Source organism: Candidatus Flexifilum breve (assembly GCF_016713355.1).
On record NZ_JADJPI010000004.1, the window covers coordinates 468,285 to 490,755 of the forward strand.

Below are 22,471 nucleotides of genomic sequence, written 5' to 3' on the forward strand. Positions count from 1 at the left end.
CGCGTTTAATTGGAAGACAATGGCAGCTAAGACTCATCGGGGGAAGATATGGCGCTGCGGCTCGCAACGGCGACGGTCACGGCAAGGCTTTCGGGTCAACGAGGACGCGCGATTGTCAACGCCAAAGGACATCACTACGTCGTCGATTCCCCGCTCACCCTCGGCGGCCCCAACGAAGAAATCAACCCCATTGATCTGCTGCTCTCGTCGCTGGCTACCCACGGCACGTTCACCATCGAACGCGTCGCCCGCGAGAACAACTATCCCCTCAAGAATGTTTCCATGCAGGTCAGCGGCAGCTTTGATCCGCGCGGCGTGACTGGCGAAGCGATTGATCCGGCTCTGCAAACCATCCGCGCCCGGTTGACTCTGGAAGGCGTCACCCATGAACAGGCGCAGGTGCTTGTGGCGGCGTTTCGCAGCCGCTGCCCAGTCTACGCGACCCTCGCGAAAGCCGCCCGCATCGATCTCGAAGTCATCTCCGACTCAGTTGGCTCGAACTAACCCATTCACATCCAGACATCCTTTTTATCATCCTCTCACGATGATTGCTCATCCGGTACTGTATCATAGGGGCAGCTTATGTTATAACGATTGAAATAACAGTACGGAGTAACCTATGCCCTACCCCAAGCCTCTACGCGAGCAGGTCGTTGTGATCACGGGTGCCTCGTCCGGCATGGGTCGCGAGATGGCGCACAAATTCGCCGCCCAGGGCGCGGCGGTGGTGCTGGCGGCGCGGAACGAAGGCGCGCTGGAGATGGTCGCCTTGGAAATCCGCCAGAACGGCGGCACTGCCCACGTCGTTCCAACCGACGTGACCTCGTGGGATCAGGTCGAGATGCTGGCGCAGGAAGCGATCACCGTGTTTGGCCGCATCGACACGTGGATCAATGACGCGGCGGTCGCCATCTATGCGACGGTTGAAGAAACCGACCCCGAAGAATTTCACCAGCTCCTACACGTCAACCTCCTCGGCACGATCTACGGATCCAAAGCCGCGCTCGCCCGCATGAAAGCGCAGGGCTACGGCACGATCATCAACTTCGGCTCGGTATTGTCGGAACGCGCGGTGCCGCTGCAAGCGGCGTATGTCGCCTCCAAGCACGGCGTCAAGGGCTTCACCGAAGCGCTGCGCCTCGAAGTCATGCGCGAAAAACTACCGATCCATGTGACGCTGGTGCTCCCGGCGGGAGTCAACACGCCCTTCTTTGAGCATGCGCGTTCCAAAATCGAAGTGAAGCCGCAGCCGCTCCCCCCGGTATATCAACCCGAAGCGATTGCCGATACCGTGGTCTACGCCGCCCAACATCCTCGCCGTGACCTGCACGTCGGCGGCGCGAGTTGGATGTTCACGGTGCTCCAGCGCATTAGTCCCGCGTTGATGGATCGCTTCATGCTGCTCGGCGACCTTGGCGCGCGTGGGCAGAAGACCAAGGAACCCGACGAAGGCCGCGATAATCTGTTCAAGCCAATCAGCGAGCCGGGGCGCGTGCACGGGGAATTCGCGCACCTGACCAAGCCGAGTTTGTATGCGCGTCTGGTCGAAATGCAGCCTGCGTGGACGCGGTTGGTACTGCCAACCGTGCTGGCCGCCGGGTTGTTTCTGTTAAGAAGGCGATAGGCAGAGAAGGAGCGTACATGATGAATGGACAGCAGATATCCCGGCGGGATCAGTTGATGCAGCAGTTGGAAGAACGTCGCAGCGAAGCCCCCCAGATGAGCAATGTCAACGTCGGCATGAATGAGCGCTATATCTCGCTCATCAGCGGCCTCGCGCTGATCTTCGCGGGCATCCGGCGCGGCGATTTCGTCGGCTTTATGATGACAGCCACTGGCTGTTACATGGTGCTGCGTGGTTCGACCGGACACGACGCCGTGTACAAACAGTTGGGCGTCAACACGGGCGTCGCCACCGACCAGACGCAGGTGAGCGTACCACATCAACAAGGTATCCACGTTGAATCGACCGTGACCATCAATCGCCCGGTCGAAGAGGTGTACAACTTCTGGCGCAACTTCGAAAATCTGCCGCAGTTCATGCAGCATCTCGACACGGTCGAGGTGATGGAAGGCGGGCGCTCGAAATGGACGGCGAAAGCGCCGCTCAACGCCAAAGTCTCGTGGGACGCTGAGATCGTCACCGAAAAGCCTTATGAGGTGATCGGCTGGCGCTCGCTGGCGGATTCGCATATCGCCAATGCGGGTTCGGTCCGCTTCCGGACGGCTCCCGGTGGGCGCGGCACCGAAGTTCAGGTGTCGCTGGAATATGTGCCCCCGGCGGGACAACTGGGCGCAGCGGTCGCGCGCTTGCTCGGCGAAGAGCCGCAGGTGCAGATCGACGAAGACCTGCAGAATTTTAAGCGTCTGATGGAGTCGCGCACGACCTCAACGAACCCGAGCATCAGCCCGCTTTCGCCCTAATGTCGATCACGACGCTGACGCTGTTCGGCTACACCCGCCCGGCGGATCGGCGCTGGGCATTTCTCCAGATGGGACTCGCGCGCCCCGCCTTGTTGTTCCGGCGGGGTTTGCGTTTCTGGAAGCTGCTCGGCTGTGGGCAAGGGAACAGCTTCACCCTGAACGCCGATTGGGGACGTTACGCCTTACTGGCGGTCTGGGAGTCGCTCACCGACGCCGAGGCGTTCTTCGCATCAAGGCAATTCGCCACTTATCAGCGCCACGCTGATGAGATCTGGACAGCCAAGCTCATCGCGTTGACGACGCACGGCGCGTGGTCGGGACAGCGCCCGTTCACGCCGATCAAGTTCGCGCCGCGCGCAGACAGTCCCATCGCCATCCTGACGCGCGCGACGCTGCGTCTGCGCCATTTGCGCCGCTTTTGGGATCATGTACCGGGCGCGAACGCTGACCTCAATATCGCGCCCGGTTTGCTCGCGTCTATCGGTCTGAGCGAGCTGCCCATTCTGCAGGCAGCAACCTTTAGTCTGTGGTCAGATGAGGCGGCGATGCGGGCGTTCGCCTATGGAACACCGCAGCACCGCGAGATTGTCCGCAAAACCTATCATGAAGACTGGTATGCTGAGTCGTTGTTCGCGCGCTTTTACCCGCTGGAAACCAGCGGAACGTGGCACGGGCGCGATCCGCTGCGCGAAGCTCAGGCGGTTTCTACCAGCGCCACCACGTTCTGATTCAGCCGCCCGTCCCGCAGCGCCCACACTTCCCCGCCAAACCGCTCAATGAAGCGGCGGTCATGCGACACGGCGATCACGGGCGCGGGGAAATCCTTGAGCGCGTCTTCCATCCCTTCCAACACATCGAAACTCACATCATTGGTCGGCTCGTCGAGGATGAGCAGGTTCGCCCGCGCCGCCATGACGCGTGCGAGCTGCAGTTTGCGCTGCTGACCGCTGCTCAATGCGCCGACTTCCAGACGCAAATCGTCATACCGGAACAAGCCCATCCGCAGGATCATCGACATCAGCGCCTGATCCGTGCCCGGCAGCCCGTCGCGATACGCATCAAACGCACTTAAGCGGGGATCAAAGGCGCGCCGTTCCTGATCGAGATAACCGATGCGCACCGCCGGGTGCACGGTGATTGATCCGCGGTCGGGGCGCTCTTGCCCGGCCAGCATCTTGAGCAGCGTCGATTTGCCCGCCCCATTCTCCCCGATGATCACGATGCGGCTCTTCGCCCCCACCGTGAACGTCACATCGTCAAATAGCAACCGGTCGCCATAGCGTTTGCTCACATTGTTGACGAGCAGCGGAAAACGGCCATTGAGCGCTTCTGCGTCGAAGTCCGGGTCAAAGCGCAGCGGTTCCGGCGGCATGGGGATCGGGTCGGCTTCGATGCGCTTGAGCCGTTCTTCCGCCACGCGCACTTTCTTCGAGATGGTGTCGGCGTGCGTGTTTTTCTTGATGCCGAGCACAAACTTGTCGCCATCCGTCGGCGCTTTGAACGTGTTCTTGTGCGCGGTCACCTTCATATCGAAACGCAGTTCGCGAATTTCCTCCTGCTGGCGCTCAAAGTCGAGCTGCCACTGGCGCAGTTCGCGCGTGCGCGCTTCCAGATACACATCATAGTTACCGGCATAGCGCTTGGCGGTGCGCTTGTGTTCATCGATTTCAATGATGGCGGTCACAGTCCGGTTGAGGAACAGACGGTCATGCGAGACGATGAGCATCGCGCCGCGATACCGCGCCAGATACTTCTCCAGCCAGTCGAGCATGGCGAAGTCGAGATGATTGGTCGGCTCGTCGAGGAGCAGCACATCCGGCGCGCCCAGCAGCAGCAGCGCCAGACCGACGCGCGTCTTTTCGCCGCCGGAAAGCGTCGCAAATGGGCGCCCGCGGTCGGTGCGATCCACGCCTAATCCAGCGAACACGGTATCGACACGATACTCCAGCTCGTAACCGCCGAGCCGTTCAAAGTGTTCGCTCACCTCGCCGTATTCCGCGAGCACGCGATCTAGTGCGTCCCCTTCCACCTGACTCATCTCGGTTTCCAGTTCCCGCAGCCGCCGTTCCAACCCGTAGACCGCGTCCAGCGACTCGGCAATGAGATCGGCGAGCGTTTTGCCTTCCGTGTATTTGATCGTCTGCGCGAGGTAGCCGATGCGCCGCCCCGCCGCCAGCGTGACACTGCCCGCGTCCGCCTGCACCTCACCCATGATGATCTTGAGCAGCGTCGATTTACCGACGCCGTTCGCGCCGACTAACCCGAGACGGTCGCCATCGTTCAGGGTGAACGACACGCCATCCAGCACCGGATGCAGCGCGTAAGTTTTACGAATGTCAGAGACGGTTATAAACATATGACCCCCTAGTGGTACTTCCTTCGCTGTACCTCACCCAATTGGGTGAGATTGGCTGAGCGGCGGAATCAAAAACGCCGCACGGGGTCAACCTTGCGGCGTTCGATTAGGCACACGAGCGATCAGTTCGCTTTGTCCGGCACACGAATCAAAACATCAGCCCTCAGGTTGATCCAAAACATGATCAGACCAGAATGCGGATGTACGTGTGCATCAACAACCCTTTGCTCAGCGAACGATAATCGTGGGGAGCCTGACTCGCGGTGAGCCAGCTCGGCACGACAGATTCATTGTAATCTCATCTCCGTGCGACTGTCAAGGGATCAGAAACGTACTATACTGACATAGAGAAGCGTTGAGGCGGAGACTGGATCATGCGGCAGTGTGTCCCTTATTTCGGCTATCGGCGTCATTCCATTACCGTCAAGAACTATCAAGTCACTTATTGGGACGAAGGCAGCGGCCCGCCGTTGGTGCTCGTGCATGGCTTGGGCGGCTGTCGCGAGTACTGGGCATGGGTGTTCCCTAACCTGGTCCGCTCCTTCCGCGTGATTGCCCTTGACTTGCCCGGATTCGGCGAGTCAGCCGCCCCCGCGCGCGAACATCTACAGTTCACCAACGCCGTTGACCTGCTGCATGAGTTCGTGACTACCCTGAACCTTGATCAGCCCCTGCTGATCGGTCATTCGATGGGCGGAGGTCTCGTCCTACGCTGTGCCGCCCGCTATCCGGAGAGTTTTCGCGGGGTGATGGCTTTGTGCCCGCCGGGGTTTGGCCGCGAAATCGACGTGGTCAGCCGCGTGCTCACGCTGCCCGTCATCGGCGAAATGCTGTTCAAGCCGACCCACGCCACGATCTTCAGCACGCTGAACTGCCCCACCACAACGGCAGGCGTCGAGCACCTCGTCCGGCTCACCTATGAGCGCCTGTGCGGACCGGAAGCGCGGCTGCGGCATTTGACGATTTTGCGACAAGGGGTGGATATCAACGGCCAGTCGCGGCTCTTCGAGCGGCAAGAGCTTGCGAGCCTGACGATGCCCGTGAAAGTGGTGTGGGGGGAACAGGACGCGACCTTTCCGGTGAAGCAAGCGGCGCGCGTCACCGACCTGCTGCCCCACGCGGAGGTCATGCTGGTACCTGCGGGGCATATGATTCAGCTTGAGCAGCCCAATCTACTCAGCCAATTGATCGCGGAGTTCGCGACCGGGCGGCTCGCCCAAGCAGCGTAGCGGATGTAGGCGACATCAGCGAGAGGCACGAAGAATCAAAAGGACGAGGCATGCCTCGTCCTGACTGACTCACGACCGATGCTATTTACGAATACGGGTGGAAAGCGGTCTCTTTGCGCTGGTTGATGAGCACGACCTGCGATTCCATGCCGTACAGCAGTTTATTGACGTAGGGGTTCTGCAGCACCAGCATTTTGCGGCGCTGCCCATCGCGCACGAGCTCGACGTGGTACACCGTCACCCGGCGTACCCCCGCTAACCAGTGTTCCTGGCGGAAAACCACCCCGCGAATCAGCCACCCATCGTCGAGTGCGGTCACGAGTGCGTCTCCCCCGGTATAGCGTTCGGAACGGCTATCCCAGTGGCGATGAATATTGGCGGAGTCCTTTTCTTCGGGTTCAAGATGAGTCATTTTCAAAAATCTCCGGTTCACCGCCCACCATTGGCGAGCGAAATACGATTACATATAAGCATAGGGGCATTTTCAATCCAGTGGTAGACGACCTCCGGTGGAAATTGCGCGTACGCCAATGGCATATGTTGATCTGGGTCGAAAGGCGGAGCTTCAACCGGTACTCATGCGACTATCATAAAAGCGCCGTATACTGGCACTGTCATTTATAACAATCGTTATATCAAGGATGAACGATGGTAAATGCAGTCAACACCCACGACCCGCAGACGAGCATGCAGTTGTCCACCGGAGCGGGTTTTCCTTTACCCTATGGCGCGACGCCGATCACCAACGGCATCAATTTCTCGGTTTATTCCAACCACGCGGAGAGCGCGACGCTCGTCCTGTTTCACCGGGGCGACGACGAACCTTTCGCTGAACTCTCCTTCCCGCCCGAATATCGAGTGGGCAATGCCTTCACGCTGCAGGTCTACGATGTGGACCCGGCCAGCATTGAGTATGGCTTGCGCATGAACGGCCCCAACGACCCGGAGCACGGCCAGCGCTTTGATAACTCGAAAATTCTGCTCGACCCCTATGCCAAATCGATCAGCGGGCGGGATGCGTGGCGCGGCGGCCATCCACAGCAGGACTCCGCCCGCCCCACGTCGTGCGCGCATCGTACAGTCGAATTTCGACTGGGAGGGCGACACACCGCTGCATACACCGCTCGAAGACCTGATCATCTACGAGATGCATGTGCGCAGTTTCACGGCACATCCGTCCGCGAATGTGCCACATCCCGGCACGTATGCCGGAGTGATCGAGAAGATCGGCTACCTGAAAGAGCTGGGCGTCAACTGCGTGGAACTCATGCCCATCTTCGACTTTGACGAGTGGGAGCACTGGCGCGAAAACCCGGACACGGGTGAGCTGCTGGTGAACTACTGGGGCTACAGCACCGTCGGCTTCTTCGCGCCGAAAGCCGGTTTCGCCGCAGCCGACGCGGGCGGCGAAATTGACGAACTCAAGGCATTGGTCAAGGCGCTGCACCAGAACGGCATCGAGGTTATCCTCGACGTGGTCTATAACCACACTGGCGAAGGCAACGAGAACGGCCCGACGATCTCCTTCCGCGGCATCGACAATCAGACCTACTACATGCTCACACCGGAAGGCTATTATTACAACTTCAGCGGCACGGGCAATACCTTCAACTGCAATCACCCGGTCGTGATTCAGTTCATCACCGACAGCTTACGCCACTGGGTAACCGAGTACCATGTCGACGGCTTCCGGTTTGACCTCGCGTCGATCCTCGCCCGCGACGAAAACGGCGCGCCACTCAACGACCCGCCGCTGCTCAAAATCCTCGCGCATGATCCGATTCTCGGTAAAACCAAACTGATCGCCGAACCGTGGGATGCGGGCGGGCTGTATCACGTCGGCGCGTTCCCGTCGTATGGGCGCTGGTCGGAATGGAATGGTAAGTACCGCGACTGTGTGCGCAAGTATCTCAAGGGGGATGCGGGTCAGGTCGAAGAGATGATTCAGCGGCTGATGGGCTCGCCCGACCTCTACCCGGATCGCGGCGCCTTGGCCTCGATCAACTTCGTCACGGCCCATGACGGCTTCACGCTGGCCGATCTCGTCGCTTACAATGACAAGCACAACGAGGCGAACCTCGAAGACAATCAGGATGGCTTTAGCGACAACAACAGCTGGAACTGCGGGGTGGAAGGTGACACTGATGATCCCGCTATCCTCGACCTGCGCCGCCGCCAGATGAAGAACGCCTTCACGCTGCTGATGGTCAGCCGCGGCATCCCATGTTCCTGATGGGCGATGAAGTCGCCCGTTCCCAAAAGGGCAACAACAACACGTACTGTCAGGACAACGAGCTCAACTGGCTGGACTACACGGCGAAAGAGCGCAATTCCGACATCTTCCGCTTCTGCCAGCGAATGATCGAGTTTCGTAAAGCGCACCCTGTGCTGCGCGACAGTTATCACCCGCGCTTCACGGACTACAACGAGGTCGGTGTGCCGGATATGGCGTGGTTCAGCACCGAAAAGTTCGAGACGGGCAAGCCGGACGAACGCCTGACCATCGCCTTCTTCCTCGGCGGCGCTTATGCTAAAGGCGGACTTGCGCACGATGCCGATATCATCGTCCTGATGAACATGCACTGGGAAGATCAGGCATTTGAGCTGCCGAAGCTGCCGTTTGAGCGGGAGTGGCACATCGCCGTTGACACCGCCGCGCCGTCGCCTGATGACATTGCTGATCCTGGGCAGGAAAAGCCCATTCCGCAGAAGGATAAGCTCATGCTCAAATCGCGCTCGGTCGTGGTGCTGATCGGGAAGTAACAGCATAGATGACTTGTAGGGGCGCATGGTCGTGCGCCCCTCTCGTCTTGAACGTTCGTTACGCCTCAATCGCTGCCATCAGCGCAGCGACCTGTCCCAGGCGGTCACCCAACTGCGCCGGGACGATGTGACACACCTGCGCCGCGAGTGGCAGCGCCTCTTCGCGCACAACGCGCCGCGCGGGTTCAAGCAGCAGATCGCCGAGCACCGCGCCGAGCGTACCCACGATCACGAGCTGCGGGTTGAGCACATCGACCAGCACGGCGATCCCCCGCCCCAACCACACGCCCACTTCTTCAACCAGCACCCGCGCGTCGGCATCGCCGCTCAGCGCCGCGCTGATCACCTCCCGCGGCGTCATCCAGCGCCCCGGCCAGCGGGCACCCGCTAAGTTGACCAGACCCGCGCCGCTGCACACCGCTTCCCACGATCCAACTTTTGCCGTAGGCTTTCAAACCGTGATCGGCAATTTTGATATGCCCGACTTCCCCGGCGAGATCGTTCGAGCCGCGATAAATGCGACCATTGAGGATCAAGCCGGCGCCGAGTCCTGTCCCCATCGTGAGGAAAATCAGGTTCTGCGCCCCCACGTCTTTGCCAGCGCCAAAGCGCCATTCCGCCAGCGCCCCGGCGTTGCCGTCATGTTCCACATAGACGGGCAGCCCGAAGCGCTCGGCTAACTGCGTCTTGAGCGGAACTCGATCCCACAAGGGCAGATTCGGCGGCGCGAGAATAACGCCCTGCTCAATCTGCAATGGCCCGCCAATCGACACACTGATCGCGCTCGGCTGGTACTGCGAGCGCGCGATCACCTGCGCGGCGAGATCGGTCATCCGCGTAAAGGCAAGCTCAAATGGGACATCCGCGCCGTTGTTCACGCTCTCATGTTGATAAATCGTCCCCCGCCAGTCGCCTTCCACCACGCCGATCTTGCTGCCGCCGATATCAAAACCAAGAATTGTTTTCAGCACATTCGATCCTCATACGCTGCAAATCCGCGCCCGCTATCGACGCGAACGCCGACCAGCCTCCCATTCGCCGCTCTACATTAGCGTGTTCGCGGACGAAGGCCAACATCACCGCGCCCGTCGAGAGTTGGCAATCATCGGGTAAGCGTAGGGCAAATCTTACGTTTCCATGCGCACCTAGTTATGTATGATCAGGCCACGTTCTTATTTGCAGTCGGCACTCCCACCCCGCACCGCAGACACGCCGCTTAGGTCATGCGAGAGATGAAATGACGACCTTACCCCGCCCGGAGTACCCCCGCCCGCAGTTCGTTCGCCGTGAATGGCTGAACCTGAATGGATCGTGGGAATTTGACTACGACGACCGCGATCTCGGCCTCAAAGAAGCTTGGTATGTTTCCAACCGCGCCTTCACCCAGCAGATCACTGTGCCGTTTCCGTTCCAGAGCGAGCTAAGCGGCATCAACGACCCGACTTTTCATGATGTGGTCTGGTATCGCCGCGCGTTTGAGCTTCCCCAAGGCTGGGAAAACCAGCGGGTGCGGCTGCATTTCGGCGCGGTCGACTACCGCGCAACTGTGTGGCTCAATGGCGAATTTGTCACCGAGCACGAAGGCGGTCACACGCCCTTCTCAGCCGAGATCAACGCGCTGCCCGGCGTCAATTATCTCGTCGTGCGCGTCGAAGATCGCTCGACCGATCTCGAACAACCGCGCGGCAAACAGTTCTGGAAAGAGCAGTCGGAGAGCATCTTCTACACGCGCACTACTGGCATCTGGCAAACGGTGTGGCTCGAACCCGTCGCCTCGGCCTACCTTGAGCGCGTGCACATGACCCCGAACATCGACGATCTGGCGCTCAAGCTGGAATACAGCGTTGCCCACGCCGAAATTGGTCAGGAACTCGAAATCGACATTCGCTATCAGGGTCGAGTGCTGACACGCGAAACACTGTGGGTGCAAACCGTGCCGTACCGCGCCGCGTGCATATTCACGCTGCCCGAACTCCACCTGTGGAGTCCCGAACAGCCCAACCTATATGACATCACCTTCCGCCTCAAGGACGGTGACCGCGTGCTCGATGAAGTCGAGAGCTATTTCGGCATGCGCAAAGTCTCGACAGAAGGCGGGCACTTCCTGCTCAACAACCAGCCCTATTACCAGAAGCTGGTGCTGGATCAGGGTTATTTCCCCGAAAGTCTGCTCGCCGCACCGAACGATGAGGCGCTCCGGCAGGACATCGAACTCACCAAGGCGATGGGCTTCAACGGCGCGCGCAAGCATCAAAAGGTCGAAGATCCACGCTATCTGTACTGGGCGGATCAGCTTGGCTTGCTGGTGTGGGGCGAAATGGCGAACTGTCACACCTTCGGCGACACAGCGATTCAGCGTATTACCGCCGAATGGCAGGAAGCGATTGACCGCGACTATAACCACCCGTCGATTGTAGTCTGGGTGCCGCTCAACGAAAGTTGGGGCGTGCCGCGCTTGGTCACTGACAAGCGCCAGCCCAATCACGCCAACGCGCTCGTCTACCTCACTCGCTCGCTCGACCCGTCGCGGTTGGTCGTCTCCAATGATGGCTGGGAGCACACCGTCAGCGACCTGTGCACCATCCATGACTATACCGCCAATGAGGACATCGCCCAGCGCTACCAGACCCCGACGCGGGCGGTTTCCAGCAAACCTGCCAACCGCCGCATCCACCTCCCCGGCTATACTTATCGCGGTGAACCGATCATCTTGTCCGAGTTTGGCGGCATCGCCTTCAAACAGAGCGATTGGGATGGATGGGGCTACTCGTCCGCGGAGGACGCCGCCGAATTCTCGCGCTGCTATCGCGAAGTCATGGATCTCGTGTTATCACTCCCGGTGATCAATGGCTACTGCTATACGCAGTTCTGCGACGTGGAGCAGGAGATCAACGGCTTGCTGACCTATGACCGCCGCCCGAAAATCGACATTGAGCTGATTCGCGCCATTAATCACGGGCAGGTTGAAACGGTTCCTTGAGGGGAATTGCAGGTAGCGGGACAGGGAGTGCCCTGTCCCGACCTTGCCTAAGGGGTTGTTAGCTCGCCGCGACGAGCGCAAACGTGATCTGCACCTGTAAGCTGACGCTCAACTGGCCGGGGAGCACGGGCTGCGCCGCCATTTCCATCATCTCGCCCCCGCCGCCGCGCCCATACGGATATGGGAAGCTGTTGTTCAGCACTTCGCTGACGATGACCGGATCGCCGACCGTCAAGCCGAGCGCATCCGCCAGCCGCTGCGCCCGCAGGCGCGCATCTTCGACCGCATCGACGCGGGCGTCATTTTCCAGTTCGGTCGGGTCGTCAATGCCATAGCTCAGGTTGTAGATAGTGTTCGCGCCCGCTTCCACGCCCGCGCTGATCACCTGATCAATCGTGCTGATGTCGCGCACGGTGACGCGCACGGTGTTGCGCACACGGTACACGCGCGACGCCATCATCCCGCTCTGATCGTAGCGATCTTCCGGGTAGATGTTGACGCCGGTCGTCTGCATATCGGCGCGCGCAATGCCCAGTTCTTCCAGCGCCGCGATGATCGCATTCATGTTCTCAGCGGTCGCGTTGAAGGCCTGCGACAGATCTTCTTCCACCAGTTCGACGCCTAATTCCACGTAAGCGACATCCGGCTCACCATAGGCCGTGCCAAACCCAACCACGGTGATCGTGTTCTGCGGGAACACTTCCTGCGCGGAAGTCGCGCCTACCCCAACCAGCAACAGAGCCAGCGTCAGGGCTGCGAGAAGCATTCGTTTCAGCATGTTCATACTCCTTAGAACCAAGTTACACAGACTAAGACGATGAAACTGCGGCGAAAGTTCCATCACTGTAGCATAAATTTCAAGCCGCATTACCAATACTCATGAGACACACAAAAAAAGAGGGCTGGCACGTTACCAGTCCTCATCTAGTTCCAAGAAGCACTTTTTAACCCGCGCGGCCACCTGCGGCACAGAGCGGGAGGATCATCTCAATGAGTCGGTTGGAAGGCGACCACCTCATGCAGCATCGCGCCGAGGCGCTTAATGCCCTCATCGATCATGGCGGGGCGCGCGTTCGAAAAATTCAGGCGGAAGGTGTGCCCGCCCGCCGCTGTGCCACCGACAAAGAAATCTGCGCCGGGGACATACGCGACCTTGTGTTCCAGCGCCACCTTGAACATGTCGGTCATGTCGACGTATTCCGGCGCATAGGCCATGAGGAACAGCCCGCCATCCGGTTTCGCCCAGCGAACTTCTTTCGGGAAGTAGGTTTCCATCGCTTCGAGCATCAGGTCACGCCGCGCTTCGTACACGTCGCGCAGACATTCAACATGCTCATCGAGGAACCCGTCGCGGGCGACTTCGGCTACCAGCATCTGCGTGAGCGTGCTGGTGTGCAGGTCGCTCGCCTGTTTCGCCTGCACCAAGCGTTCCATAATGGCGGGCGGCGCGGCGATCCAGCCAACGCGCACCCCGGGCGCGAGAATCTTGGAGAAGGTACCGAGATAGATCACGTGGCCATCAAAGGTCGTCTTGCCGCTGTACTCCGCGTCCAACTCGTAGAGACTCGGGATGTGTTCGCCACTGTAGCGCAGCTCGCCGTAGGGATTGTCTTCCACGACAATCCCGTCGAACTCGTCCAGCAGTTCGATCAGCGCGCGCCGCCGCTCCGCTGAGAGCGTGACGCCCTGCGGATTCTGAAAATTCGGCACGAGGTAAATGAGCTTAGGGTTTTCGCGCAGGATGCGGCGCAGCACATCAAGATCAAGACCGTCGTGATCGGTCGGGACGGTGTAGTAGCACAGGTTGTAGGGACGCCACGCCTGCAGCATGCCCATATAGGTCGGGTCTTCGACGGCCAGCCCATCGCCATCTTCGAGCAGTACCTTGCCGATCAGGTCGATGCCCTGCTGCGCGCCGCTCACGATGAGGATGTCGTCACGCGTGACGTTGACGCCGCCCCGCGACATCCGCTCGGCGATCAGGTCGCGCAGGTCGCGCACCCCTTCGCTCGCGCCGTATTGCAGCGCTTCCGCGCCGTGCTCGGTGAGGACGCGATCTGCCGCTTCTTTGACGCGCTCGACCGGAAACAGTTCCGGCGCAGGCAGACCACCCGCGAACGAAATGATATCCGGGCGCTGCGTCAGCTTGAGGATTTCGCGAATGGTCGAACGCGCCATGAGGTGCGTCCGCTCCGCGCATTTCCGTTCCCAGTTCACCATGCTAAACAGCCTTCCCGGTGCGCCGCGACGACCGCTTGCGCGCCCGCGTCCAACGCTTTGAGGTTGAGCGGCAGCTTGTCGCGCTTCGATGAATGGACATCGAGCGCGCGCTTGACCGCGTCGAGCGTCAACACCGGGCTGGCGGTGATGAGCGCACCCATCAGCACCATGTTGGCCAGCTTGAGATCGCCAACCTGATCCGCGAGGTCGGTCGCCGGGACGTAAAGAGTCGTGATGTCTTCGCGGATGGCTTGCTTGGTGACGAGCGAGCTGTTGATCAGCAGCAGCCCACCCACTGCAATGCGGTCAACGTACTTATCGAACGACGGATTGTTGAAGACAATGGCGTGCTGCGGACGCGACACCGCGGGTGAACCGATCAAGCGGTCGCTGATGACGACCGAGCAGTTCGCCGTGCCGCCGCGCATTTCCGGCCCATACGACGGAATCCACGTCACCTGCAGGCCTTCATCCATGGCGGCATACGCGAGGAGCTGCCCTGCGAACATGACGCCCTGACCGCCGAACCCGGCAAACACATAATCATGCTGCATAGTCAAGCCTCCATCGCCTTCACCGCGTCCGCGACCTTGTAGTCGCCGAGCGGGTAAGCAGGCAGCATTTCGGTTTCAATCCACTTGAGCGCATCGACCGGGGTCATATCCCAGTTGGTCGGGCAGCTCGAGAGCAGTTCAACCATGCTGAAGCCGAGGCTGTTCATCTGTACCTGAAGCGCCGTTTTGATCGCTTTCTTGGCTTTGCGGATGTTCGCGGGATCGTGCAATGAGCGCCGCACGATGTAGGCCGCGCCATCGAGCGTAGCTAGCATTTCGCTCATACGGACGGTGAAGCCCGTACGCTGCACATCGCGCCCGAGGGGTGAGGAGGTCGTGCGCTGGCCGGGGAGCGTGGTCGGAGCCATCTGCCCGCCCGTCATGCCGTAGATCGCATTATTGACGAACACCACGGTGATGTTCTCGCCGCGCCCCGCCGCATGCATGATTTCCGCCGAACCGATCGAGACGAGATCGCCGTCACCCTGATAGGTCACGACGACTTTGTCGGGCTGCACCCGCTTGATCCCGGTCGCCATTGCCGGAGCGCGTCCGTGCGCCGCCACGCAGCTATCGAGATCAAAGAACTGGTAGGAGAAAACCGAGCAGCCAACCGGAGCGACGAAGATCGTCCGGTCGTTGACGCCGAGTTCGTCAATCGCTTCGGCGAGCAAGCGATGCGCAATTCCATGCGTACAGCCGGGGCAGTAGCTCGTGCGCGTTTCGAACAGCGCGTGGGGATGGGTATATACGGGAATTTGTTGGATCATCATCGCCTCACCAGGTCTGCACGCGGGCGAACAGCCGCTCATACACCTGCTTGATGCGGCCGTAAATCTCATCCGGCATGGGGACCATGCCGCCCATGCGCCCGTAGAATTCAACGGGGATCTGGCCTTCAATGGCCAGTTTCACATCGTCGAGCATTTGCCCGGCGTTCATTTCGACAACAAGGCAGCCTTCGACCTGATCGGCGAGTTCGCACAAACGATCTTCAGGGAACGGGTAGAGCGTTTGTGGCCGGAACAATCCAACGCGCATCCCTTCACTCCGTGCTTGTTCGACCGCCGAATAGGCGATGCGTCCTGCCGTGCCATAACCGATCACCAGCAGCAGCGCGTCGTCGGTCGCGTATTCGGTCGAGCGCTGTTCCTTGTGCCGGATGACTTCTAGTTTTTCCTGAATGCGGATATTAAACGCTTCCTGATCTTCCGGTTGCATATGGAACGGGACGACCGTCCGGCGCGGGCGATCTTTCGCCCCGGTCAGCGCATAGGCGGGCCGGTCAGCGGTCAGTGCGCGCATGGGCGGCAGTTCCGCCGCTTCCATCATCTGACCGATCTGCCCATCAGCGGCGATCACGACGAGATGCCGGTACTCATCCGCGAGGTCAAATGCCAGTGTGGTGAAATCAATCGCTTCCTGCACAGAGGCCGGGGCGAGCACGATGGAATGATAGTCGCCGTGTCCCGCCGAGCGCGTCACCTGAAAATAGTCAGCTTGGGACGGCTGGATGTTGCCGAGGCCGGGACCGCCGCGCATCACGTCGACCAGCACCGCGGGCACTTCCGCCGAGGCGATGTAGGACATGCCCTCTTGCATCAGACTGAAACCGGGGCTGGACGATGACGACATGCTGCGCACGCCCGTGCATGCCGCGCCATACACCATGTTGATGGCCGCGACTTCGCTTTCGGCCTGCAAAAATACGCGCCCGAGTTCGGGCAGGCGTTTGGATAGATATTCGAGCAGTTCAGTTTGGGGAGTAATGGGATAACCGAAATAAGCCGTTAAGCCCGCCCGGACGGCGGCTTCCGCGATAGCAATATTACCCTTCAACAATTCTTTGGTCATTTTACACGCGCCTCTCGGGCCATAACTGGCGCTCGATACACGGTGATGCAAACTTCGGGGCATACGAGCGCGCACACCGCGCAGCCCGTGCACTTTTCGAGCGGGTCGACGAGGGCGGCGGGATGATAGCCTGCGCCGTTCAACGCCTCTCGGTCGATGGCCAGCACGTCTTGCGGACAAAATGCCGTACATAACGCGCAGCCTTTACACCGACTCTGGTCGAGGATGATGCTGCCTCTGCTCAAGATAACCTCCTGTCGAGCGAGCTTAACCTCTACCTTTATCCTAGTCCGATGCGCGGTTAATCAGGAGCGATAAACATCATGCCCCGGTTATCCATATGTCACTTTCGTTCAGGGAATTAGAAAAACTCAGGAATATTTTTAAGCATTTCCACGAAATACCGCAATTTCATTCAGATTGCACCATTTTTCACAGAACAATATTAAGGGCGAGTCGCGACTCGCCCCAGTTTATTCCAGAATCTAGCACCCCGCCGAGCACTCGATCAGTTGGCGGGCACGAACGGCACAAACCGCACTTCAAACATGCGATCCCAGAGCTTACCCGTCACATAGAACACAGCGTTTTCGGCATCATAGGCGATGCCGTTGAGCACGCCATTGCCATCAGCCGGGCGCTGTTCTGGTGTGAGGAGCTGCGAGGCATCGATCAACCCGTTGATCGCGCCCGTCGCCTTGTCGATGCGCACGATAAAATCGGTCTGCCACACGTTCGCGTAGATGTCATTGTCAACGCATTCCAGTTCGTTCAACTGGTTGACGGGCTGCCCGCCGTACGTTACTTCGATGCGATCCAGCGCTTCAAAGGTGACCGGGTCGCGGCGAGTGATGTACTGCGAACCGTCGCTGTGATAGATCGACATGCCGTCATAGCACAGCCCCCACCCTTCCCCGAGGTAGAAATAGGCGCCTTCATAAGCAAAGGTTTCGCGGTCATAGATGAGCGCAATGCCGTCTTTCCACGTCAATTGGATCAAGCGGTCATCGACCAGCGTCAGACCTTCGGCGAAATACGGCGGCACATCGCGCGAGCGCAGCACTTCGCCCGTTTCGATGGCGACTTCACGCACGGTCGACTGGCCGCGGCGTCCAGTGCTTTCATAGAACACGCCATCGTCGATGAGCAGCCCCTGTGTGAAGGCATTCGGGTCATGCGGATAGGTGGCGATCACTTCGGGGACGAGCGGCTCAACGCCGGGCGGAAGCTGCGCGGGCAGGACTGACGCCGCGCTGACTCGCAGTGCGACGATGAGGATCAAAGCCGGGATGATGAAGAAGCGCGTACTTTTCAAGTTCTCTCTCCTGAACGCGTCTCATTATAGCGCGGCGGAGACAGATCAACCTTACCTGACCAGCCCCTCTTCAGCGAAAGAGGGGCTGAACAGCGTTTCGGCACGAGACTAACCGCTATTCTTCGGTGATGTGTGTTTTGATCTTGGCGTGCCCCGCTTCCGCGCGTTTGAGCAGTGCGACGCGATTAAAGATGTGCGCGTCAATCAGGCGGATGCGTTCAGCGATGCTGCAGTAACCACTGTCCTGTTTGACCGGGAAATTGAGCGACCAGTCGGTGATCGTGCGCAGCAGCGTGTCAAATTCATGGTGCAGCGTGGTCAGTTGGTGCGCCAACATGGGCAGCGCTTCACGGGCATATTTCTGCCGCCCGATCATATTGAGCACATCAAACGTACCCGCTTGCAGTTCTGGCGGCTGCCCGGCAATGATCGCCTTCAGAATGTGGACATACTGTTCATGCCAGTAAACCATCTGCGCCAGCACACCATGCGCCGATTGATGACCGTCGGTCAGCTTCTCATCCACACAGCACAGGTAGGCCGCCGCGTCGGCGACCGTCCGATTGAATGATTCGAGAATTTCCTCGTGGGTGACGGTTTTGCCGGTCATAGGGCTACCCCTCTCACAAACTCTTCGGCCAGAATTTCGTCCAGCGTCGGCGTACCAATTTCTTGCAGTTCGTAGCGGACGCGCTTCATGGGCAGTCGGGATTTGAGCACCCGCGTCAGGTCAACGGGCGTCGCGGCGATCACGAGATCAGCATCCGCGGCGTTGATGGTCGCTTCCAGATCGGCAATTTGCTGTGCGCCGTAGCCCATTGCCGGGAGTACTGCGCCCGTCGTCGGATACTTGGCGTAAGTCGTCTGAATTGACCCGACCGCAAAGGGTCGCGGATCGACAATCTCGGACGCGCCAAAGCGTTTCGCCGCGATCACACCCGCGCCGAAAGTCATTTCGCCGTGGGTGAGCGTCGGGCCATCTTCGATGACCAGCACGCGCTTTCCACGAATCTCCAGCGGATCATCCACAAAAATCGGCGAGGCTGCTTCGATGATCAATGCCGCCGGGTTCACCTCTTCGATCTGTTCGCGGACGCGCAGCACATCAGCATAGTTGGCTGTATCGACCTTGTTGATGATGACGATATTTGCCATGCGGACATTCGTTTCGCCGGGGTGATAGCTGGTCTCGTGGCCGGGTCGGTGCGGGTCGACGACGACGATATGGAGCGACGAGGCGAAGAACGGGGTGTCGTTGTTGCCTCCGTCCCATACGATCACATCGGCTTCCTGTTCAGCCCGACGCAAGATCGCTTCGTAGTCCGCGCCCGCGAAAATCACTGCGCCGCGTTCGATATACGGCTCGTATTCCTCGCGTTCTTCGATGGTGCACTCGTGCAGATCCAGGTCAGCATACGAGGCGAAACGCTGCACCGCCTGCACACTGAGATCGCCGTAAGGCATGGGATGACGCACGGCAACCACCCGGAGCCCTTGCTGCTGCAGCAGTGACACAACCTTGCGCGCTGTCTGGCTCTTGCCACAGCCGGTGCGCACCGCGCCAATCGAAATGACCGGACGATGACTGCGTAACTGGGTGGTATGCAGCCCCATCAAGCGGAAATCCGCGCCCGCCGCCATCACCTGCGACGCTTTGTGCATGACGAATTCGTGTTTCACATCGCTGTAGGCAAATACAACCTGATCGACCGTATACCGCTGGATGAGGTCTGAGAGTTCAGCCTCGTCGTAAATCGGAATCCCCTGCGGGTAGAGATTCCCAGCCAGCGATGCCGGGTACACCCGCCCGCCGATTCCCGGGATTTGAGTAGCCGTGAAAGCGACTACTTCGTAGGAGGCGTTATTGCGAAAATAGACGTTGAAGTTATGAAAGTCGCGCCCTGCCGCGCCCATAATCAAAACTCTAGTTCGGGACATTCTAAAAACTCCTGCATTCGTGCCGAGACACGCCAGCTATAGTTTACAATCAGCATAACGCCCAGCAGCACGGGTGTCGCTTGTCATCCGTATCGTTTTCGCCATGACGTTTCGCACTCATGAATTGCTCATAAAACTGACCGCAACTTTTGGCCGCGTTTTTGATCGGTATCGATGTAAGTCAACAACACATTGAGTACCTTGAGGAGATAGCTAAAATGTCAAAGATTTTCCGGATCATGGTCACTGTCTTGATTGTCGCGCTGATGGCGCAGGGCGCGTTCGCGCAGGTCACCCCGCCTACCCCCGTGCTGGCTAGCAATGAATTCGAACTCGTCGGCGTGTTGGAATCGATTTCGCAGACCAGCATGATTGTGGCCGGTTTCACCATCGACATCAGCGGCGCAGAAGTGCAGCGCGGTCTGCTCCCCGGCGACATCGTCAAGGTGCACGCCAGCGTCGGGGCTGCCGGGTTAACGGCACGCGAAGTGGAACTGGCTGGCGCCGACGACGGTACCGGGCTGGACGACAACAGCAATGACAACAGTGTCGGCAACGACAACAGCGTGGACGATAACAGCAACGACAATTCCAGCCTGCCGATTGTCCCCGGCGAATTTGAACTCATCGGCGTACTGAACAGCATTCAGGGCAGCCTGTGGGATGTTGGCGGCCAGCTCATCGATGTATCGGGCGCTGAACTGAAGGACGTCATCGCCGTTGGCGACGTGATCAAGGTGCACGTGAGCAATGCGAGTGGGCAGTTGGTTGCCCGTGAAGCGGAACTGGCTGGCATCGGCAATGCCGCGACGTGCGCGACCACGACGCCGAGCGGCTGGCGCAACTACCAGATCCGCGGTGGCGACACCCTGTCTGCGATTGCCGCCCGCGCTGGCATCACCGTGGAAGAACTCGCCCGCGTCAACTGCATCAACGACATCCGCCTCGTCGTGGTCGGCGCTAACCTGTTCGTCCCGCGTCTCGGCGGCTTCAGCGACGACAATTTCAATGGCAACGACAACAGCAGCAATGATAATGGCGACGACGATAACGGCAATGATAACGGCAGCAATGACAACGGCGATGACGATAACAGCAATGATAACGGCAGCAACGACAATGGCGATGACGATAACGGCAATGACAACGGCGACGATCATGGTGGCAGTGGTCGCGGCGGCGATAATGATAACGGCAATGACAACGGCGACGACGATTAGTTCCTAGGGTCAATCGCTGTGGGGAGGGGAATACACTCGTGTTCCCCTTCCCGGCTGCACGCTGATTGCACAACCTCTGGTTTATTGCTAACTCACTTCTGAAGGATTGAACTCATGCCCACCCTGCGACTCCCGGCGCTCGCGCAAGCCCTCGCCCTCTATCTCGCTGCGTTCGCGATCTTCGCGGTGATCCTCTTCGCAACGCCGGGGTTTTTGGGGACGGACGATTACTACCATACGCGGATGGCAGTCGAGATTCTGGAGCAGCGCAGCCTGCGGGTTGAGTTTCCGTGGCTGCCGCTGACCATCCTCAGCCCGGACAAGTTCACCGACCATCATCTGCTATTTCACATGTACGTTGCGCCCTTCACCCTGCTTGGCGAAGTCACAGGTGCGAAAATTGCGACGGTGAGCATCGCCGCTGGTGTGGTGCTGGCAATATGGGTCTTGCTGCGGCGGATGGGCGTAAGATATGCGTGGCTGTGGGCGCTCGGGTTGTTCGTCGTGTCGCTCCCGTTTATCAACCGTATCCTGATGATCCGTACGCAGGGCGCGTCCTTACTCCTGCTGATTGTCGCGCTGATCGCTCTGCAAGCCGGGCGCTACCGCTGGTTGATCCCGCTGAGTTTTGCCTATGTGTGGCTGTACAACGGATTCATCCTCATGCCGGCCTTCGCGGGGTTCTACTGTGCCGCCGCCTGGGTTGTTGAACGCAAGTTTGAACCACGACCACTCATCTACGCGTTACTCGGCATGGCGCTCGGCCTCGTCATCAACCCGTATTTCCCGCAAAACCTCACCTTCATCTGGGATCATCTCATCGCCAAAGTGGACATTGAGAACAGTGTACGTCTTGGCAATGAATGGTATCCCTATGACACGGACGACCTGCTCGCCAACTCCGCGGGCGCGCTGATCGTGCTCGCGCTTGGTGTGGTCGCGCCAAATCTACGCGGCGCACAGAGCAAACGCGACCGGATGGAGTCGACGCTGCTGCTGTGCGCGCTCGTCACCCTCTTCATGCTCATGCGCTCCCGCCGCTTCATCGAGTATTTCCCGGCCTTCGCGCTGCTCTATGGCGCCGTCAGTTGGGGGCGCGGCATCGATTTCGCGGCCTGGCTGCCAACGCGGTTAGCATGGCGTCCGCTGGTGCCCCTGGCAGGCGCGCTGGGTTTACTCTATCTCGCCTATACCGTTTTACCGGCCGCCTACGATCAGGCAGAAGACTCGCGTTCGCCCGACTATTACGCGGGCGCGGGCGTCTGGCTTCGCGCCAACGTCCCCGATGGTGAGATGATTTTCCAGACGGATTGGGACGACTTCACGCGGCTGTTCTACTACAACCCGGATAACCCGTACATCGTCGGCCTTGACCCGACCTACCTTCAGCTCGCCGACCCGATCCAGTGGGATCAGTGGGTGGCGCTCACGCGGGGTGAAGTCGAAACGCCTTCCACCCTGATCAGTTCTGTTTTCGGCGCACAGTACGTAGTTAGTGATGCCGGGCACGATGCTTTCCGCCAACAGGCCGCAGCCGACACGGCTATGGAATTGGTATTTCAAGATCGGTACAATTATGTGTGGCGCATCAACCCTGTGGAAAGTCCATAGCCCGTCT

Annotated in this window: 19 protein-coding genes and 2 pseudogenes; 9 read left to right on the top strand and 12 right to left on the bottom strand. The window is 59.5% G+C overall.

The window, feature by feature from the left end; genetic code table 11:
- The first annotated feature begins 48 nt into the window (after positions 1 to 48).
- The 4 genes from IPK17_RS02870 to IPK17_RS02885 all read left to right on the top strand — a co-directional run bounded on the left by IPK17_RS02870 (position 49) and on the right by IPK17_RS02885 (position 3,152).
- On the top strand, positions 49 to 504 hold the full coding sequence (locus IPK17_RS02870) for an OsmC family protein (RefSeq protein WP_343416159.1): 456 nt from the start codon (positions 49 to 51) through the stop codon (positions 502 to 504).
- A 115-nt stretch (positions 505 to 619) separates the two neighbouring features.
- Positions 620 to 1,624, top strand: coding sequence for an SDR family oxidoreductase (locus tag IPK17_RS02875; RefSeq protein WP_343416160.1), 1,005 nt, complete (start codon positions 620 to 622; stop codon positions 1,622 to 1,624).
- 17 nt (positions 1,625 to 1,641) lie between these two features.
- Positions 1,642 to 2,424, top strand: a complete 783-nt coding sequence (locus IPK17_RS02880; RefSeq protein ID WP_343416161.1) for an SRPBCC family protein — start codon at positions 1,642 to 1,644, stop codon at positions 2,422 to 2,424.
- Positions 2,424 to 3,152 carry a spheroidene monooxygenase gene (locus IPK17_RS02885; RefSeq protein ID WP_343416162.1) on the top strand — a complete coding sequence of 243 codons (729 nt, stop codon included), beginning with the start codon at positions 2,424 to 2,426 and terminating at the stop codon, positions 3,150 to 3,152. The genes IPK17_RS02880 and IPK17_RS02885 overlap by 1 nt, the downstream gene beginning before the upstream one ends.
- Here the strand turns inward: IPK17_RS02885 and abc-f are convergent.
- On the bottom strand, positions 3,119 to 4,780 hold the full coding sequence (gene abc-f, locus IPK17_RS02890; protein WP_343416163.1) for a ribosomal protection-like ABC-F family protein: 1,662 nt from the start codon (positions 4,778 to 4,780) through the stop codon (positions 3,119 to 3,121). The two genes, IPK17_RS02885 and abc-f, sit on opposite strands and share 34 nt — an antisense overlap.
- Positions 4,781 to 5,154: 374 nt before the next feature.
- On the opposite strand from abc-f, the gene IPK17_RS02895 reads away from it, so the two are divergent.
- Positions 5,155 to 6,009 carry an alpha/beta fold hydrolase gene (locus IPK17_RS02895; protein WP_343416164.1) on the top strand — a complete coding sequence of 285 codons (855 nt, stop codon included), beginning with the start codon at positions 5,155 to 5,157 and terminating at the stop codon, positions 6,007 to 6,009.
- Between the two features lie 85 nt (positions 6,010 to 6,094).
- Here IPK17_RS02895 and IPK17_RS02900 read toward each other — a convergent pair whose 3' ends face one another.
- Entirely contained in the window at positions 6,095 to 6,421 is a 327-nt protein-coding gene (locus IPK17_RS02900) for a hypothetical protein (protein WP_343416165.1), read from the bottom strand.
- 236 nt (positions 6,422 to 6,657) lie between these two features.
- On the opposite strand from IPK17_RS02900, the pseudogene glgX reads away from it, so the two are divergent.
- Positions 6,658 to 8,772 (top strand): annotated as a pseudogene (gene glgX, locus IPK17_RS02905) (glycogen debranching protein GlgX).
- A 58-nt stretch (positions 8,773 to 8,830) separates the two neighbouring features.
- On the opposite strand, the pseudogene IPK17_RS02915 reads toward glgX, so the two are convergent.
- A pseudogene (locus tag IPK17_RS02915) lies at positions 8,831 to 9,743 on the bottom strand (ROK family protein).
- 266 nt (positions 9,744 to 10,009) lie between these two features.
- Between IPK17_RS02915 and IPK17_RS02920 the strand changes: the two are divergent.
- Positions 10,010 to 11,752, top strand: a complete 1,743-nt coding sequence (locus tag IPK17_RS02920; protein ID WP_343416167.1) for a glycoside hydrolase family 2 protein — start codon at positions 10,010 to 10,012, stop codon at positions 11,750 to 11,752.
- A 58-nt stretch (positions 11,753 to 11,810) separates the two neighbouring features.
- Here IPK17_RS02920 and IPK17_RS02925 read toward each other — a convergent pair whose 3' ends face one another.
- The 9 genes from IPK17_RS02925 to IPK17_RS02965 form a co-directional block, all read right to left on the bottom strand.
- Positions 11,811 to 12,530 (bottom strand): SIMPL domain-containing protein, encoded by a 720-nt coding sequence (locus IPK17_RS02925; RefSeq protein ID WP_343416168.1) that lies wholly within the window; start codon positions 12,528 to 12,530, stop codon positions 11,811 to 11,813.
- A 209-nt stretch (positions 12,531 to 12,739) separates the two neighbouring features.
- Positions 12,740 to 13,972 carry an aminotransferase-like domain-containing protein gene (locus tag IPK17_RS02930; protein WP_343416169.1) on the bottom strand — a complete coding sequence of 411 codons (1,233 nt, stop codon included), beginning with the start codon at positions 13,970 to 13,972 and terminating at the stop codon, positions 12,740 to 12,742.
- Positions 13,966 to 14,526 (bottom strand): 2-oxoacid:ferredoxin oxidoreductase subunit gamma family protein, encoded by a 561-nt coding sequence (locus IPK17_RS02935; RefSeq protein ID WP_343416170.1) that lies wholly within the window; start codon positions 14,524 to 14,526, stop codon positions 13,966 to 13,968. Before IPK17_RS02935 ends, IPK17_RS02930 begins: the two co-directional genes overlap by 7 nt.
- Positions 14,527 to 14,528: 2 nt before the next feature.
- Entirely contained in the window at positions 14,529 to 15,299 is a 771-nt protein-coding gene (locus IPK17_RS02940; RefSeq protein WP_502748328.1) for a thiamine pyrophosphate-dependent enzyme, read from the bottom strand.
- Positions 15,300 to 15,303: 4 nt separating this feature from the next.
- Complete coding sequence (vorB, locus tag IPK17_RS02945) at positions 15,304 to 16,380, bottom strand: 3-methyl-2-oxobutanoate dehydrogenase subunit VorB (RefSeq protein WP_343416171.1); 1,077 nt, start codon at positions 16,378 to 16,380, stop codon at positions 15,304 to 15,306.
- Positions 16,377 to 16,625 (bottom strand): 4Fe-4S dicluster domain-containing protein, encoded by a 249-nt coding sequence (locus IPK17_RS02950; RefSeq protein WP_343416172.1) that lies wholly within the window; start codon positions 16,623 to 16,625, stop codon positions 16,377 to 16,379. Before IPK17_RS02950 ends, vorB begins: the two co-directional genes overlap by 4 nt.
- 263 nt (positions 16,626 to 16,888) lie before the next feature.
- Entirely contained in the window at positions 16,889 to 17,695 is an 807-nt protein-coding gene (locus IPK17_RS02955) for a glutaminyl-peptide cyclotransferase (protein ID WP_343416173.1), read from the bottom strand.
- Between the two features lie 115 nt (positions 17,696 to 17,810).
- The gene (locus IPK17_RS02960) at positions 17,811 to 18,305 is read right to left on the bottom strand and encodes a hypothetical protein (RefSeq protein ID WP_343416174.1); all 495 of its coding nucleotides are present in this window, start codon (positions 18,303 to 18,305) and stop codon (positions 17,811 to 17,813) included.
- On the bottom strand, positions 18,302 to 19,633 hold the full coding sequence (locus IPK17_RS02965; protein WP_343416175.1) for a cyclic 2,3-diphosphoglycerate synthase: 1,332 nt from the start codon (positions 19,631 to 19,633) through the stop codon (positions 18,302 to 18,304). The genes IPK17_RS02960 and IPK17_RS02965 overlap by 4 nt, the downstream gene beginning before the upstream one ends.
- A gap of 218 nt (positions 19,634 to 19,851) precedes the next feature.
- On the opposite strand from IPK17_RS02965, the gene IPK17_RS02970 reads away from it, so the two are divergent.
- Entirely contained in the window at positions 19,852 to 20,853 is a 1,002-nt protein-coding gene (locus IPK17_RS02970) for a LysM peptidoglycan-binding domain-containing protein (protein ID WP_343416176.1), read from the top strand.
- A 114-nt stretch (positions 20,854 to 20,967) separates the two neighbouring features.
- Positions 20,968 to 22,464 carry a hypothetical protein gene (locus tag IPK17_RS02975; RefSeq protein ID WP_343416177.1) on the top strand — a complete coding sequence of 499 codons (1,497 nt, stop codon included), beginning with the start codon at positions 20,968 to 20,970 and terminating at the stop codon, positions 22,462 to 22,464.
- The last annotated feature ends 7 nt before the right edge of the window (positions 22,465 to 22,471 follow it).

Excerpts from the sequence above, each read along its gene's own strand:
- IPK17_RS02870 (WP_343416159.1), top strand. The coding sequence starts at position 49 with ATGGCGCTGCGGCTCGCAACGGCGACGGTCACGGCAAGGCTTTCGGGT.
- IPK17_RS02875 (WP_343416160.1), top strand. The coding sequence starts at position 620 with ATGCCCTACCCCAAGCCTCTACGCGAGCAGGTCGTTGTGATCACGGGT.
- IPK17_RS02880 (WP_343416161.1), top strand. The coding sequence starts at position 1,642 with ATGATGAATGGACAGCAGATATCCCGGCGGGATCAGTTGATGCAGCAG.
- IPK17_RS02885 (WP_343416162.1), top strand. The coding sequence starts at position 2,424 with ATGTCGATCACGACGCTGACGCTGTTCGGCTACACCCGCCCGGCGGAT.
- abc-f (WP_343416163.1), bottom strand. The coding sequence starts at position 4,780 with ATGTTTATAACCGTCTCTGACATTCGTAAAACTTACGCGCTGCATCCG.
- IPK17_RS02895 (WP_343416164.1), top strand. The coding sequence starts at position 5,155 with ATGCGGCAGTGTGTCCCTTATTTCGGCTATCGGCGTCATTCCATTACC.
- IPK17_RS02900 (WP_343416165.1), bottom strand. The coding sequence starts at position 6,421 with ATGACTCATCTTGAACCCGAAGAAAAGGACTCCGCCAATATTCATCGC.
- IPK17_RS02920 (WP_343416167.1), top strand. The coding sequence starts at position 10,010 with ATGACGACCTTACCCCGCCCGGAGTACCCCCGCCCGCAGTTCGTTCGC.
- IPK17_RS02925 (WP_343416168.1), bottom strand. The coding sequence starts at position 12,530 with ATGCTGAAACGAATGCTTCTCGCAGCCCTGACGCTGGCTCTGTTGCTG.
- IPK17_RS02930 (WP_343416169.1), bottom strand. The coding sequence starts at position 13,972 with ATGGTGAACTGGGAACGGAAATGCGCGGAGCGGACGCACCTCATGGCG.
- IPK17_RS02935 (WP_343416170.1), bottom strand. The coding sequence starts at position 14,526 with ATGCAGCATGATTATGTGTTTGCCGGGTTCGGCGGTCAGGGCGTCATG.
- IPK17_RS02940 (WP_502748328.1), bottom strand. The coding sequence starts at position 15,299 with ATGATGATCCAACAAATTCCCGTATATACCCATCCCCACGCGCTGTTC.
- vorB (WP_343416171.1), bottom strand. The coding sequence starts at position 16,380 with ATGACCAAAGAATTGTTGAAGGGTAATATTGCTATCGCGGAAGCCGCC.
- IPK17_RS02960 (WP_343416174.1), bottom strand. The coding sequence starts at position 18,305 with ATGACCGGCAAAACCGTCACCCACGAGGAAATTCTCGAATCATTCAAT.
- IPK17_RS02965 (WP_343416175.1), bottom strand. The coding sequence starts at position 19,633 with ATGTCCCGAACTAGAGTTTTGATTATGGGCGCGGCAGGGCGCGACTTT.
- IPK17_RS02970 (WP_343416176.1), top strand. The coding sequence starts at position 19,852 with ATGTCAAAGATTTTCCGGATCATGGTCACTGTCTTGATTGTCGCGCTG.
- IPK17_RS02975 (WP_343416177.1), top strand. The coding sequence starts at position 20,968 with ATGCCCACCCTGCGACTCCCGGCGCTCGCGCAAGCCCTCGCCCTCTAT.